Genomic DNA, 13,782 nt, shown 5'->3' on the forward strand with positions numbered 1-13,782 from the left:
ACTCCCGTACGTCCCCCGTGAATTCCCCGCCGCTTCGCTCCTCCCCCGGAACGGCGTGCGCCTAGGGTGGTCGCCCCATCCGACCGAACGGGAGAACCATGAGCGAGACCCCGCGCACCCCCGGGAACGCCGACGTACCGGCGGCGACCGACACCCCGCCCGGCATCGACACCCGGGTGCCGCACTCCGCCCGCATCTGGAACCACTGGCTGGGCGGCAAGGACAACTATCCGGTCGACCGGGAGGCCGGCGAGGCGTTCCGCGCCTTATACCCGGAGATCGTGGAGATCGCCCGCTACTCGCGGGTCTTCCTCGGCCGCGCGATGCGGTACCTGGTCGAGGACGCGGGCATCCGGCAGTTCCTCGACATCGGGACCGGGTTGCCGGCCGTCGAGACCACCCACCAGCTCGCGCAGCGCCTCGCCCCGGAGGCCCGGGTGGTGTACGTGGACAACGACCCACTGGTCCTCGCCCACGCCCGCGCCCTGCTGGTCGGCACCCCCGAGGGCGCCACCGACTACGTGGACGCCGACCTGCGCGACCCGGACCACATCCTCAAGGCGGCGACCGGCACGCTCGACCTCTCCCGGCCGGTCGGCGTGATGCTGATGGGCGTCATGGGACACGTCCCCGACGACGACGAGGCCCTCGCCATCGTGCGGCACCTGATGGCCGCCCTGCCGTCGGGCAGCCACCTGACGCTGTACGACGGCACGGACGTCGGCGAGGCCGCGCACGCCGCCCAGGACGACTACAACGAGGGCGGCGCGGTGCCCTACATCCTACGGAGCCGGGAACGCCTCGCGCGCTTCTTCGACGGCCTGGAGCTCGTCGAGCCCGGCCTGGTCTCCCTGCCCCGGTGGCGGCCCGAGATCGCCGAGCCGGAGGAGCGGGGCGAGATGAACGCGGCCGGAGCCGTGGCCCGCAAGCCCTGACCGGACCCGGGACGCCGGGTGTCGGTCGCGGGTGTCGCCGGGCGGTCCGCGCCCGGCGACACGTCCACCTCCGCCCACACCGTCTTGCCGCCGGCATCCACGGTCACGCCCCACCGGTCGGCGACGGCCTCCACCAGGAGCAGTCCACGGCCGAACGTCTCCTGGGGCCCCGCCGACCTGCGGAACGGCAGCCGGTCGGCCCGGCCGTCGGACACCTCCACCCGCAGGGCCGCGCCGTGCAGCACCACGCGCACCCCGAACGGCCGCTGCCGGGAACACCCGTGCAGTACCGCGTTGGCCGCCAACTCCCCCGCCACCAACGCCACCGTCGGCGCCGGGTCCGGGTGCCCCCACTCGATGGCCAGCCGCGTCGCACCGCCGCGCGGCACCGGCGTTCCCGAGCAGCGGCTCGTACTCCCGACGGCCCTCCCGCTCCACCGGTGGGGACGACAGCGGGGACGGGAGGGGAAGCGACGGCACCATGCGATGTCCCTTCGGAGGAGGACGACCCACACACCCCTTGACTCAAAGTGCGCGAGTCATTACGGAATGAAGCATCATTCGAAGTGTCCCATTTTGCAAGTCACTCAAAACAGTTGGTTCCCAAGTTCGATTCCGTAGTGCTCATCCCCCATGACAGGATGCGACCGATCAGGGGAGGTTCCACCGATGAGCACAGAACTGCGTTCCACCGTCCGACGCCGCGTCCTGGGCACCAATCTCCGCCGGCTGCGCGAGGATCGCGGCCTGCTCCTGGAGGACGCGGCACGCGAGCTGAGCTGCCATCCGGGGAAGATCAGCAGGATCGAGACGGGACGCTCCGGCATCCGACAACTCGACCTCAAGGTGCTCCTCGACCTGTACGGGGTATCGGATCCCCACACTCGGGAGAGCTGGCTGGCGCTCGCCCGCGAAAGCCGTCGGGAACGGTGGTGGCAGGCGCTGGAGGACCGACTGCCGCAGGACTTCCTCGATCTCATCGGCCTGGAAGAGGAAGTGGCCGCCTGCCGGGGCTTCCAGCCCTCCACCGTGCCGGGCCTCCTGCAAACCGAGGCCTACGCCACGGCGATCATCCAGGGTGGAGAGCCCGGCCCACTCGACGAGGACCGGCGAACCCGCGTGCAGGTCCGCCTGGAGCGACAGAAGGCCCTCACCCGCACCACGAACCCCCTCACCCTGTGGATCGTGCTGGGGGAAACAGCGCTGCGCCAACAAGTCGGTGGTGCCGGGGTGTTGCGTGACCAACTGCGGCACTTGATCGAGATGGCCCGGCTTCCCCGGGTCACCTTGCAGGTACTACCCTTCACCGCAGGTGCATGTCAGGGCGGGATGCTCCCGTTCCACCTCTACAGCTTCCCCGCGCCGGCGGCGTTGGAGGTCGTTCTCCTCGAACACCTCACCAGTCACGCCTACCTGGAGTCCGCCACCGACACGGCGCACTACACCCGCGTCTTCGACCACATCCGGGCCACGGCCCTCGGACCGATGGAGTCGGAGGCGTACATCCAGCGCCTCGCCAAGGAATGATTCCGACCCGGAGGTGAACGGTGAACACGTCCCGAGCCACATGGATCCGAAGCAGTCACAGCATGCAGAACGGCGAGTGCGTCGAGATACGACACGGGACCCACCATGTGGGCGTGCGGGACTCCAAGCGCCCCACCGGCCCCCATACCCGCGTCCCCACCGAGGCGTGGACGGCCTTCCTCCACCACCTCACCCGGCCCTGAACCGGGCCTGTGAACCCCAACCCCCACGCGGTAATGCTCGGCATCTTCGCCGCCCTGTTCCTCACCCCCGGTATGCTCCTCATCCTCCGCCCGCCGACCTCCGGCGTCTTCCGGCGGAAACGACCGGGATACCTCGGCGTGGCACTGACATGCGTCTTCGGCGCCGGAGCACTCAACGCCATCCCACGCCTCCTCGACCTCTCCCCCGACGTGGTTCTCGCAGCCTCCACCGCAGGAGCCATTTCCATGCTCCTTGACTGCCTCTTCTCCTACACCGCCTCCCGCCCCTGCGTCCCCACCGAAAACCCGACCGGCGAAAGAGTCGAACCCTCAACCTCCTGAACCTGCTTCACTGCGACGCTCCACCTCGTTCGACTTGCCGGCTTTCACCGGGTCAGGAATCAGGGATTTACAGGTCGCAACGCAAGGAGGAGATCGCACACACTCTCGGAAATCTTTCGCCAGGAACCCTCTTCTCCCAGGAAGGCCACGTTTGGAGCAACAGGAGAAGTCCTGTAATCCAGCACGAAAGGAAGGTCTGGCCCCAGATTCCCGATGAACACGGTCTTCAACCGCGACATGTAACCGGGCTCTACATATTCGTCGGATGTGCCGAAGTAGCATCTCAGGGTTTCTTCATCGAGTTCTTCCCGCCACCACTTCGTCATTCCCATCATGCCGGGGATCGAATGAAATGCGGGACGAACGGAGGTCTCCCCGAATACCCTTCCAAGCTCAGGCGAATCGGCCAGTCCCACCCATCTACGATCCTTGATCGACTCGATTAGGCAGGCCGGAAGGGGCATACCAAAGATGTACTCATGCGGCCCTACGCCCTCATTCACGCGAACCTCACCCTCACACACGTGACACAGACCGTCCTGTACACGGCCCCCCATGCGAACAGTCATTGAGGCAGTTCTCTTTTGCTTCAGGCTTCGAATAAGTCGAATCAAAGACACCTTGACACGGACCGGCTTCAGCAGTCATCCGTAGCCGGGAAGCCAATCCAGTCGATGAAGAGCAACCATGTCACCTCGAACCACAAGGGCCATCACCCGGATCATGTCCGAACGGGAAGACACTCGCAGATGACAAGGCTCGATGCCACTGCCGTTAACTACTGCCGTCAAACACCCTGAGAGCCCCGATGGGCTCAATCTCAGCAGGGCTCCCTTAGTTCCAGGTTAGCCCATTACGAAAGACCTACACTCCGCTGCCCACTCCACAATGATGGGAACTCAAGCGTCAACGGGTCAACGTTTGCCGCTCCTGACACGAAAAGCGCCCACCAAAGCTCTTCGCAGGGAATATGAGCCTCGCCCTTCGTATCGACCCAAACGTAAACTTTTCCATTCTCATCAACGGTGACATCCCACCAAGACCACGAACGGAGATCGGGATCGAAGCAGTAGATCCAATCTTCTGAATCCCATGGTCGGTCGTCTCTGGCCACTAGATACCCATGCTTTCCTGCACTCCCAATCGGGTCTCCTGGAACATCTCCAACCGAACCTCCGGAAAGCGCAAGGAACCAGGATGGAAGAGTTTGCCCCGAAACATCACCACTCTCAAAGTCGACAGACCTGGATATCTCCACAGCTGCGGCGATCAAGCCCCTAAGTCGCTGGGCGTACCCAACCTCGTCCGCCACGGGTGTGACCACTAGCAACCCAAGCAGGGCGATCGGGTCTTCCGACGGGCGCCGCCCCAGGCGACGCTCCTCACTTGCAAGATCGTAACGATTCATCAAGTTCGCCCTAACCAACGATCCGACCCGATCCCGGAATGATGGCATTCAGCAGCCCAGGAATATGGTGATCACGAAGACCAAAAAGACCAGGTCCATCGGACTGATCCGGGGCCATTTTGAGAGCCCGATTCCATTCTCGCTTCGTCCCCGCCCATCCGCGTGGCATACGTTGAGGAAGGGAGGCTTCCGCAAGCCCGCGAATATAGGAGGTGGGCACATCGAAGGCGACTAGCTGATCACCCTTGAACCCGAGCGAGTGACTGATATCGCCAGTCATGTTTAGGTAAAGTGATCCAGATCCCGCATGCGAGATATTTCCACCGGCATCAACGGACAGCCTCTGGGTTTCCGGAATCGAAGTATCCTGCTTTCGATAAACCGTCGTGACATCAGCACCGCCACAGTTGTGGACGAGGATCGGGGGTGGCCCCCGCCAGCACATGGTAGGTGTGGAGGTTGGTGGTGGTGAGGTTGTGGACGGTGGCGCCCGCCGTCCAGCGTTCGACAGCCGTGACCTGGACGTAGGTGCCCGCGCTGGTGCGCAGCCACTGACCGGCCCGCAGGTCGGTGGCGTCGACCCACTCCCGCAGATCCTCCACCCAGAACGGGTGACGGTCGGTGGCGACGATGTCGAAGGTCTCCGAACCCTCGTCCCCGTCGGTGTCCACCGTCACGGTCACGAGTTCCTTCTCGCCCTCGCCGGTGATCTCGGCGGTGACCGTCTCGACCCGGGTCTGGCCGGTCTCCGGATCCGTGGCCAGGATCCGGTCGCCGTTTCGCACCTCCTCGATCGGCTTGGTCGACCCATCCGCCATCAGCACCAAAGTGCCGGGCACGAAACTGTTCCGGGTGCAGGAGGGTGCGGCCGTCTCATTCGCCTTGCTCCCGGACGAACCCCCACTGGAGCCACCACTGCTGCGGGAACTCGCCCCGGTGCTGCCGCCGGGCTTGGAGGAAGCCGCCGGCTTGCTCCCGCCACCTCCCCCGCCGCCGCGGCTTCCACCGCTGACGAAGGTCGTGGAGGACTTGGGGTTGGCTCTGGCCGCCGCCTGTTTCTGAACCGGGTTACCGGTCTTCTTCGTGACGGTCACGGCCTTGTTGCTGGTCGTGTTGGCCTTGGCGCTGGCCTTCGCCTTCTTCGCCTGCGCGGCTCTCTTCGACGCCGCCGCAGCTCTCCTCTTGGACGCCAACGCGGAGCGCTCGGCCGCCCGAGCACGGGAGAGGATGGCACTCGCCGCCTGTTTCGCCCGGCGCCAGGAGCGAACCGCCGAGATGGCCTTGTTCACCGCCGCGGCGACCTTGCCCAGCTTGTACAGCTTGGTCCAGGGGATCGCCCCCAGGATCAGCTCGCCACAGGCCCACAGGTCACCGCCGAAGCAGCGGATCGCGTCGTTGATCCCCGGGAACTCCGACAGGATGCCCCACGACGCCGCCAGGATGACGCTGGTCAACGACCTCCGTGAGTCGGCCTCCGCCCTCGCGATCTGCGCCGCGCTCAATCCGGCCGCCGCCCACGCCGCCGGTCTTCTCCGCCCGCGACAGGCTGATGCTCAGGCCCGTGGGGTCGGAGTGGGTGACCGGGTTGTTGTGGGCGTAGGCGTACCCGTTGGACTGCGACGGGTCGCTCAAATCCAGGATCGGGTCGGCGGACATGAACCGTCCGACCGCCGGGTCGTACAACCGGGCCCCGAGCTGGATGTAGCCGGTGGAGTCGTCCCGGGTCGCGCCCAGGAACCCGCTGTGGCTCTGCAGCTTCGCCGAGGTCTCGGCCTGCGCGCGCACCGCCCCGAAGGGGTCCTGCTTGCGCACCCTCACCTGCATCCCGGCCGACATGGCGATCTCGGCGTACGGGCTGCCCTGGTGGTCGGAGGTCAGCGCCACCATGTGGGAGGCGCCGGTGCCGTTGACGTAGCGCATCGCCGCGCCGCCGGTGCCGGCGTAGGTGCGCTGGGTGTTGATCAGCGCGCCGCCCTTGTGGACGGTCACCTCCGACTCGTCCAGGTGCAGGGTCGCCTGCCGTTCCTGGATGGTGGGCAGGCGGGTGCCGCCGGGGCCGTAGACGTACCGGGTCTCGCCCTGCGCCTCCCACTGCTGCGCCGTGGAGGAGGCGTTGCAGGCGGTCAGCACCACGGGGGTGCTGTTGGCGGTCTGGCCGCCGGAGGCGGCGGCGCACAGCCCGGAGTCGACGTGCCGGAACTGGCCGGCGGCGGTGCGCTGCCACAGCTGGGCCGTGCTGCCGTCGCACTCCTGGATGCGGACGGCCGCGTTCGCCGCGCCGGAGACCGGCTGCAGACACCGCTCCAGAACCTTGATGGTGCCGGTGTCGGGGTCGGCGTCCGAGGCGGCGGTGAAGGTGAACTTCTGCGCCGAGGCGGCGTTGCAGGAGTAGAGCTGGATCGCCTGGCCGGGGGTGGACAGGCCGGAGGCGACGTCCAGGCATTTGCCGCCGGGCCCGATGTGGGCGACGGCCCCGTTGGCGCCCGGGCTCGAGACGCGCTCCACCAGGCCGTCGTGGGTCCACGACAGGGTCTGGGTGTCGCCGTGCTCGGTGACGGAGGTGGTGTTGCCGGCCTCGTCGTAGGTGCGCAGGGCGGCCAGGTCGATGGTCACCGAGCCGTCGGGGCTGGTGACGGTGGTGTCGACGCGGGTGAGGGTGTGCGGCTGGGAGCCGTTGGCCGCGCCGTAGGAGTACTCGACGACGGTGTCCCTGGCGCTGTCGCCGGCGAGGTTGTGGCGGACCAGCCCGGTGCGGTTGCCCAGGTCGTCGTAGGAGTAGCTCTGCCAGTAGCCGGAGTTGTCGGCGCCGGCGGCGACGTTGAGGGTGCCGTCGCCGTAGGAGGGCGCGGGTGCGCTCTTGCCGGCCGCCGTGCAGGAGCCCTGGTTGGGGATCACGCCCCGGGGGTTCCTCGGGGCCGTGACCACGGGCGACCGGGAATTCCCTCATCTGAGGGAAACGATGCGAAAAGTGTATCGGAGATCCGCCCTTGCCCGGGTTGGACGATGAGGAAGCGGGAAAACCCGCCTCGACGGAGCCGGCTCGTGAAAGCACGGAAGTGCGTCACAAACAGCCGGGAACGCACGTTCGAGGGGGGTCGGTTGTGCCGAGAAGGATAATTTTCCTGGCACTCTCCATGGTCTTTCTGATCACCGGATGTTCCGGTGTGACCGGAGGTTCTGATTTCGAGTACGTACTGGAGGACAAGGTCGCGCCGATCGTCATCAAGGCCACCCGAAACGCCCCGATCAAGGATCCCGGCCTGAAAATCCTCACCTACGTCGGCAGCTACGCACTGGAACACTACCTGGAGCACAGGAAAGAAAAAAGATTCGAACCGGAAAACGACACCATCCTCACCGTCAGGCAGCAAATCGACGGCGCGGATCAGGTCACCGTCTTCCGCATCGACAGTGAGAGAAAACTCCGCATCGAGATGAACGGAAAGTTCATCCAGGATGTGGAGAGAGGGAAGATCGACATCGCGGTCGACCCCGAGGTCGATTCCGTCATCCTCATAACGGACTTCCACGACGAGGACGAGATCGCCGTCCACGGCGACTTCCTGGTCTCGCCGTACCCGTGGCCCGGCCCCACCCACATCGACCTGGACACCGGGCGCACCACCAACGACCGGGATGACACGGTCGACTTCAGGAGCGGGGGCTTGACCCGCGGTGGCCTGCACGGCGTCAACGGTGCCCTGGTCGCCCGATGGGAGGACGGCCAACCGAGCCGAACGGCCTGCTCCGAACTGCCCCCGGGTCAATGGAAGGAAAAAACCGACTACACCATGAGCCTGTCGGTCACCTACTGCATCGTCACCAACGAGGGACGATACGGTTTCGTTCGCATCGCCTCGCCCAACAGCTATGTCGTGTGGGAGCACCCGGAGGGAAAATAGTGTCCCGACGCCACCCCGAGGGCTCCTTCTCAACGCCCACCCCTCCATGACCGCCTCGAAAATTCGGTGGACCGGCCCGGTGCCTCCCGCAAGCCCATGAGCGACCGTCGACGGAAGGGGCGAATCCGGAGAAGAATCGGTTTGCGTCATCGGGCCGACCCCCGACACTCTTGCCGGATGCCTCCGAAGACCGCGTATCACGACGAACTCGGCGACCTCTTCGCCGAGCATGCCGACACCAGCCCGTACAACGCCTGGATCGACCGCCCCGCCCTCCTCGACCTCGCGGGAGAGGTGACGGGGCGGAGGATCCTCGACGCGGGGTGCGGGGCCGGCCACCACGCCGCCGGGTTCCTGGCACGCGGCGCCGAGGTGGTCGGCGTGGACGGCAGCGCCACCCTGTTGCGGCACGCGCGGGCGCGGCTGGGAGAGGGAGTGGAACTGCGGCTGCACGACCTGGAACAGCCCTTGGACTTCCTCGGCGACGCCTCGTTCGACGACGTGGTGTGCGCGTTGATGATCCACCACCTCACCCACCGGCGGGAACCGCTGGCCGAGCTGTTCCGCGTCCTGCGACCGGGCGGACGACTGCTGCTCTCCACCACCCACCCCACAGCCGACTGGCTGCACTTCGGCGGCTCGTACCACTCCTCGGAGTGGGTGGATCTCGACCTCGGGGGAAGCGGGGCCTCCATCCACTACCAGCGCATGACGCTGGAGGCCACGTTCGACGAGGTGCTCGGCACCGGTTTCCGGCTGGACAAACCGGTGGAGCCCCGGCCCCTGCCCGAACTCCGGGAGATCGACCGGGAGCGGCACGAGAAGCTGCGCACCACCCCCGCCTTCCTCGCCCTGCGGTTGGTGAAGCCGGAAGGCTGACGCGTCGGGGAGTGACCGACGAAGGATGTATGGGTCCCGCAACAGTTGTCCGGGACGGCCGGCGGGCCCGAAAACCCGCCGGGTAGCCTGCCGTTCGGCCCCTGGGCCACCCCGTTCCGCTCACCACAACCCGGGAGACGTTCGGCCGTGAGACCGCGCAACAAGGGTGCGGCCCTGGCCGCCGCGACCGCCACCGCACTTCTCCTCACCGCCTGCGGCGGCAGCGGGGACGGGAACGACGCCCCGATCGCCGGCGCCGACCAGGGCGCCGAGCACACGCCCGAGCCCGAGGAAACGACCGCCGGGGACGAACCGGAGGACGCCGACGCCGACCTCTTTCCCCGCTCGGGCCGCTGCCCGATCAACGGGGACGGCTCCGTCGGCACCCCCTACACCACCGGCCGCTCCGGGGACGACCCGCCCTGCGGACTCATCTACCGACGCGCCACCCACCACGTCGACTCCTACCCGATGACGGCGAGCATCACCTGGGAGGTCTCCCGGGAGGGCTCGGGCGGCACCGGCGACACCCTGCCCACCGCCGTCTTCGACACCACCCACGACATCGAGGTCATGGAAGTCCAAGCCGTCGTCCGCCGACCCCGACCGGGGGAACCGGCCGGGAAGGGGTCGGAGAGCGGAGGGCACCCGTTTGATCCCCCGCCCCGGGTCGTCGGTGGGGGCACTTCGGTCTCGATCCACCGGTGAGCGCCTCAGCGGCCGCCTCCCGGCCGGGAGGTGTCATCGGGTGAAGCCCGGAGGGACGATGCGTAGTTTCTCCGCGATGCGGACGAGGGCCTCTTGATCGGCCGCGCCAAGATGATCGAGGACGAGTCGGCGCACCGCCCGAAGGTGGGTGGGCGCCGCCCTGCGCACGATGGCGAAGCCCTCCTCGGTGAGTTCGGCCAGGGTGTAGCGACCGTCATCCGGATCGGGGGCTCGCTCGACCCAGCCACGCTGCTCGAGGCGCTTGATGACGTTGGACAGGCGGGAGAGCGACCCGCTGGCGAGGAAGGCGAGCTCGCCCATGCGCAACTTCCGCCGCGGAGCTTCGGACAGGTGGCTGAGCACGAGGTACTCGAACAGCGTGAGGCCGTGTTCCCTGCGCAATGGTGACTCGAGCCTGCCCGGCAGGAGCAGGGCGAGGGAGATCAGACTCGTCCACGCCTCCTTCTCCGGGGCATCGAGCCACCTCGGCTCCTCGTCGACCTCGCCCTCATCGGTGCCACTCACAGCCCCTCCCGAACCCGCGACCGCATATCACTTTACACATGAAGTCACACCTTGCTAGATTCACTTCACGCATGAGTTCATGAGTGAAGCAACAAGGAGGGTCATGACCACTGTCACCTTCGGCACCACCCCCGGCTACGGGGAGAAAATGATCGAACTCCTCGGCTACGGCCAGGCCGTCCGCGTCGACAATCGGGTCGAGACGTCGGGCCAAGGAGGTTGGGACGACGACTTCCACATCCCCGACAGCCTCGAGGACGAGATCGTCAGGGCCTTCGACAACGTCGAGCGAACACTCGCCACCGTGGGCGCGAGCTGGAAGGACGTCATCCACATCAACTCGTACCACAAGGTCACACCGGGCGAGGAGGCCATCGGAGAGGACCACAACAGCGTCATGGCCGAGCAGTTCCGTCGACGCCTCGACGGACGCGCTCCCGTCTGGACCCAGACCGGCGTCACCGTCCTCGGGCTCGCCGCCATGCGTGTGGAGATCCGGGTCACCGCCATTGTCAACGCCTCGGACTGAACCGCTTCACCTCGTCGCGTTCCCCGCGATGCCCCCGAGGAGGTGTCGACCTCGCGCCCGGCCCGATGATTGCCCCGTACCGGGCGCATGTCCCGCGGGTGGCTCCACCGGCGCCCGCGGTGACCGCTATCGATATCCCGGGCCTCTTCCTCGCCCCGGACCCGGGGGAGAGCACTCGTCCCGGCCACGGCTGACTCGACGAGGAACAGGTTTTTGACAGGTTCCGCCCGGGTCCGGCACGGTCCCCGACCTCGGGGTCGGTCTGCTTCCATGGGCGCCCCGCCGGTACCGGACCCATCGCGCCGCGTGGTCGGTACCCGGCCGGTGGCCGGCTTGCCCGCGAGCGTGTGTGCCCGCGATGGTGAGTGGGCTGTGCGGCCGGGCACGGCTCAAAGGCGGTCGATGGCCGTGAGGTCGATGTCGATGTCGAAGGGGACGGGCAGCTTCAGCCGGTCCCGGTGGATGCCGGTGGGGACGTAGGCGCCGGTGGTGGTGTCCAGCTCGTACACGTGCACCACCGGATGCCGGCCCTCGCCCTTCTCCACTCGCCAGAAGTGCGGGATGCCGGCCTCCGCATAGAGCTGCGGCTTGCGCTTGCGGTCGCGCTCCTCGGAGTCCGGGGAGACGACCTCGATCACCAGGACCGCGTCCTTTGCCCGGTAACCGGTCTCCTCCGCCTCATCGGTGACGGCCTCGGCACGCAGGACCATCACGTCCGGCTCGGGGCGGTTGCGGCGGCCCAACTTCAGAGCCATCTCCCGCACAACCCCAAAGTGCTCGGGAACGGTGGCGCGCAGACCCGCTTCGAGTAGAAACATCGTCAGCGAGTGGAAGTACTTCTGCGGGCTCACAAAGACCAGACTCCCGTCGATCAGTTCCGTGTGCGGCGGGAGATCGGGGATGCGGTCGAGATCCTCGGCGGTGAATCCGCCCGGTGGGGGAACGGCCCATGCGGGCAGTGGCTCGGCGGCTGTCATCAGAGCTCCCATGGACGGGATCATGACCCGGGAACCAGAGTATCGACCGCGAAACGGCTTCGCCGCCACCCGAACGTGCGAGTGGCGGCGAAGAGGGGTGACGTCGGGGTCACCCCCGGGAGGGACCGCTGGGGCCCGCTCCGGAGGTCACTCCCACTCGATGGTCCCCGGCGGCTTGCTGGTGACGTCGAGGACGACGCGGTTGACGTCGCGGACCTCGTTGGTGATCCGGGTGGAGATGCGGGCCAGCACCTCGTACGGCAGTCGGGACCAGTCGGCGGTCATGGCGTCCTCGGAGGAGACCGGTCGCAGCACGACGGGGTGGCCGTAGGTGCGGCCGTCGCCCTGGACTCCGACGCTGCGCACGTCGGCCAGCAGGACCACCGGGCACTGCCAGATGTCGCGGTCCAGGCCGGCGGCGGTCAGTTCCTCGCGGGCGATGGCGTCGGCCTCGCGGAGCAGTTCCAGACGGTCCCGGGTGACCTCGCCGACGATGCGGATGCCCAGGCCGGGGCCGGGGAACGGCTGCCGCTGGACGATCTCCTCGGGCAGGCCCAGTTCCTGGCCGACCATCCGGACCTCGTCCTTGAACAGCTTGCGCAGCGGCTCGATGAGCTCGAACTCGAGGTCCTCGGGGAGGCCGCCGACGTTGTGGTGGGACTTGATGTTGGCGGTGCCGGTGCCGCCGCCGGACTCGACGACGTCCGGGTAGAGGGTGCCCTGCACGAGGAAGGCGACGTCCTCGCCGGCGTGGTCGGCCTCGGCGACGATCTCGGCCTGGGCCCGCTCGAAGACGCGGATGAACTCGCGGCCGATGATCTTCCGCTTCCGCTCGGGGTCGGTGACCCCGGCGAGGGCGGCGAGGAAGCGCTCGGAGGCGTCGACGACCTTCAGGCGGGCGCCGGTGGCGGCGACGAAGTCCTTCTCGACCTGCTCGGTCTCGCCCTTGCGCATGAGGCCGTGGTCGACGTACACGCAGGTCAGTCGGTCACCGATGGCCTTGTTGACGAGGGCGGCGGCCACCGCGGAGTCGACGCCGCCGGAGAGGCCGCAGATGGCCCGCCTGGTGCCGACCCGCTCGCGGATCGCGGCGACCTGCTCCTCGACGATGGAGCCGGTGGTCCAGCTCGGGGCGATGCCGGCGCCGCGGTACAGGAAGTGCTCCAGCACCTGCTGACCGTGGGTGGTGTGCATGACCTCGGGGTGGTACTGCACGCCGTACAGGCGGCGCTCGTCGTCCTCGAAGGCGGCGACGGGCACGAGTTCGGTGGAGGCGGTGACGGCGAAGCCCTCGGGGGCGGCGGAGCAGGCGTCGCCGTGGGACATCCACACCGTCTGGTCGTCGGGGGTGCCCTCGAAGAGGGTGGAGCCGGACTTCGTGACGGTCAGCGGGGTGCGGCCGTACTCGCGGGCGCCGTTGTTGTCGACGGTGCCGCCGAGGGTGCGGGCCATGAGCTGGAAGCCGTAGCACATGCCGAGGACGGGGATCCCGGCCTCGAAGAGCGCGCGGTCGATGCCGGGGGCGCCCTCCTCGTAGACGGAGGACGGGCCGCCGGAGAGGATGATCGCGCTCGGGCGGCGGGCCAGCATCTCGTCCACCGGCATGGTGGAGGGCACGATCTCGCTGTAGACCCGGGCCTCCCGGACCCGACGGGCGATGAGCTGGGCGTACTGGGCGCCGAAGTCGACGACCAGGACGGTGTCGGGGGCGGCGGGCGATTCCGACGCCAGGGATTCCACGGATGCCACGGAGCTTGCCTTCCGGCGGTCGAGGGGTTCTGTCCGCGAGTCTACCGGCCGGGTTCCGGCGGTCTCACGATGCGGCCGGGGGCGGGACGGTCCGGGGC

The 13,782-nt window shown here is 67.7% G+C and carries 14 protein-coding genes and 1 pseudogene; 8 read left to right on the forward strand and 7 right to left on the reverse strand.

What is annotated here, in order from left to right; translation table 11 throughout:
* Positions 1-98 precede the first annotated feature (98 nt).
* Positions 99-935 (forward strand): SAM-dependent methyltransferase, encoded by an 837-nt coding sequence (locus tag FNQ90_RS02955; RefSeq protein ID WP_182604817.1) that lies wholly within the window; start codon positions 99-101, stop codon positions 933-935.
* Between the two features lie 83 nt (positions 936-1,018).
* Here FNQ90_RS02955 and FNQ90_RS28630 read toward each other — a convergent pair.
* Positions 1,019-1,450, reverse strand: a pseudogene (locus tag FNQ90_RS28630) (ATP-binding protein); the annotation flags it as partial.
* 154 nt (positions 1,451-1,604) lie between these two features.
* Between FNQ90_RS28630 and FNQ90_RS02960 the strand changes: the two are divergent.
* From FNQ90_RS02960 to FNQ90_RS02970, 3 genes are read left to right on the forward strand one after another with little or no spacing between them, the layout of a single operon-like run.
* Positions 1,605-2,462, forward strand: coding sequence for a helix-turn-helix domain-containing protein (locus FNQ90_RS02960; RefSeq protein ID WP_182604818.1), 858 nt, complete (start codon positions 1,605-1,607; stop codon positions 2,460-2,462).
* A gap of 20 nt (positions 2,463-2,482) precedes the next feature.
* Positions 2,483-2,665: a DUF397 domain-containing protein gene (locus tag FNQ90_RS02965; RefSeq protein ID WP_182604819.1), complete on the forward strand. Its 183-nt coding sequence runs from the start codon at positions 2,483-2,485 to the stop codon at positions 2,663-2,665.
* Between the two features lie 9 nt (positions 2,666-2,674).
* A complete protein-coding gene (locus FNQ90_RS02970; RefSeq protein ID WP_182604820.1) occupies positions 2,675-3,007 on the forward strand; it encodes a hypothetical protein in 333 nt (110 codons plus the stop codon).
* Positions 3,008-3,066: 59 nt separating this feature from the next.
* On the opposite strand, the gene FNQ90_RS02975 is transcribed toward FNQ90_RS02970, so the two are convergent.
* The 3 genes from FNQ90_RS02975 to FNQ90_RS26980 form a co-directional block, all read right to left on the reverse strand.
* Positions 3,067-3,510 (reverse strand): SMI1/KNR4 family protein, encoded by a 444-nt coding sequence (locus FNQ90_RS02975; RefSeq protein WP_182604821.1) that lies wholly within the window; start codon positions 3,508-3,510, stop codon positions 3,067-3,069.
* Positions 3,511-4,807: 1,297 nt separating this feature from the next.
* The gene (locus tag FNQ90_RS26975) at positions 4,808-5,869 is read right to left on the reverse strand and encodes a polymorphic toxin-type HINT domain-containing protein (RefSeq protein WP_228470815.1); all 1,062 of its coding nucleotides are present in this window, start codon (positions 5,867-5,869) and stop codon (positions 4,808-4,810) included.
* Positions 5,784-7,310 carry a ricin-type beta-trefoil lectin domain protein gene (locus tag FNQ90_RS26980; RefSeq protein ID WP_323379750.1) on the reverse strand — a complete coding sequence of 509 codons (1,527 nt, stop codon included), beginning with the start codon at positions 7,308-7,310 and terminating at the stop codon, positions 5,784-5,786. Before FNQ90_RS26980 ends, FNQ90_RS26975 begins: the two co-directional genes overlap by 86 nt.
* A 269-nt stretch (positions 7,311-7,579) precedes the next feature.
* Here FNQ90_RS26980 and FNQ90_RS02985 point away from each other — a divergent pair, with 269 nt between their 5' ends.
* The 3 genes from FNQ90_RS02985 (at position 7,580) to FNQ90_RS02995 (ending at position 9,904) form a co-directional block, all read left to right on the forward strand.
* Entirely contained in the window at positions 7,580-8,317 is a 738-nt protein-coding gene (locus FNQ90_RS02985; protein ID WP_182604822.1) for a hypothetical protein, read from the forward strand.
* Positions 8,318-8,494: 177 nt separating this feature from the next.
* The gene (locus FNQ90_RS02990; protein WP_182604823.1) at positions 8,495-9,196 is read left to right on the forward strand and encodes a class I SAM-dependent methyltransferase; all 702 of its coding nucleotides are present in this window, start codon (positions 8,495-8,497) and stop codon (positions 9,194-9,196) included.
* Between the two features lie 147 nt (positions 9,197-9,343).
* A complete protein-coding gene (locus FNQ90_RS02995; RefSeq protein WP_182604824.1) occupies positions 9,344-9,904 on the forward strand; it encodes a hypothetical protein in 561 nt (186 codons plus the stop codon).
* A gap of 33 nt (positions 9,905-9,937) precedes the next feature.
* Here the strand turns inward: FNQ90_RS02995 and FNQ90_RS03000 are convergent, their stop codons facing one another.
* Entirely contained in the window at positions 9,938-10,429 is a 492-nt protein-coding gene (locus tag FNQ90_RS03000) for a MarR family winged helix-turn-helix transcriptional regulator (RefSeq protein WP_182604825.1), read from the reverse strand.
* A gap of 103 nt (positions 10,430-10,532) precedes the next feature.
* Here FNQ90_RS03000 and FNQ90_RS03005 point away from each other — a divergent pair, with 103 nt between their 5' ends.
* Positions 10,533-10,958, forward strand: coding sequence for a Rid family hydrolase (locus FNQ90_RS03005; RefSeq protein ID WP_182604826.1), 426 nt, complete (start codon positions 10,533-10,535; stop codon positions 10,956-10,958).
* Positions 10,959-11,347: 389 nt separating this feature from the next.
* On the opposite strand, the gene FNQ90_RS03010 is transcribed toward FNQ90_RS03005, so the two are convergent.
* Together FNQ90_RS03010 and guaA are read right to left on the reverse strand one after the other, a co-directional pair.
* The gene (locus tag FNQ90_RS03010) at positions 11,348-11,935 is read right to left on the reverse strand and encodes a Uma2 family endonuclease (protein WP_228470816.1); all 588 of its coding nucleotides are present in this window, start codon (positions 11,933-11,935) and stop codon (positions 11,348-11,350) included.
* A 147-nt stretch (positions 11,936-12,082) separates the two neighbouring features.
* Entirely contained in the window at positions 12,083-13,666 is a 1,584-nt protein-coding gene (gene guaA, locus FNQ90_RS03015) for a glutamine-hydrolyzing GMP synthase (protein WP_182604828.1), read from the reverse strand.
* Positions 13,667-13,782 lie beyond the last annotated feature (116 nt).

The organism is Streptomyces alkaliphilus, assembly GCF_014141535.1.
Classification (GTDB): Bacteria; Actinomycetota; Actinomycetes; order Streptomycetales; family Streptomycetaceae; genus Streptomyces; species Streptomyces alkaliphilus.

Coding starts and splice junctions, on each gene's coding strand:
- FNQ90_RS02955 (WP_182604817.1), top strand. CDS start 99: ATGAGCGAGACCCCGCGCACCCCCGGGAACGCCGACGTACCGGCGGCG.
- FNQ90_RS03010 (WP_228470816.1), bottom strand. CDS start 11,935: ATGACAGCCGCCGAGCCACTGCCCGCATGGGCCGTTCCCCCACCGGGC.
- FNQ90_RS02960 (WP_182604818.1), top strand. CDS start 1,605: ATGAGCACAGAACTGCGTTCCACCGTCCGACGCCGCGTCCTGGGCACC.
- FNQ90_RS02990 (WP_182604823.1), top strand. CDS start 8,495: ATGCCTCCGAAGACCGCGTATCACGACGAACTCGGCGACCTCTTCGCC.
- FNQ90_RS03005 (WP_182604826.1), top strand. CDS start 10,533: ATGACCACTGTCACCTTCGGCACCACCCCCGGCTACGGGGAGAAAATG.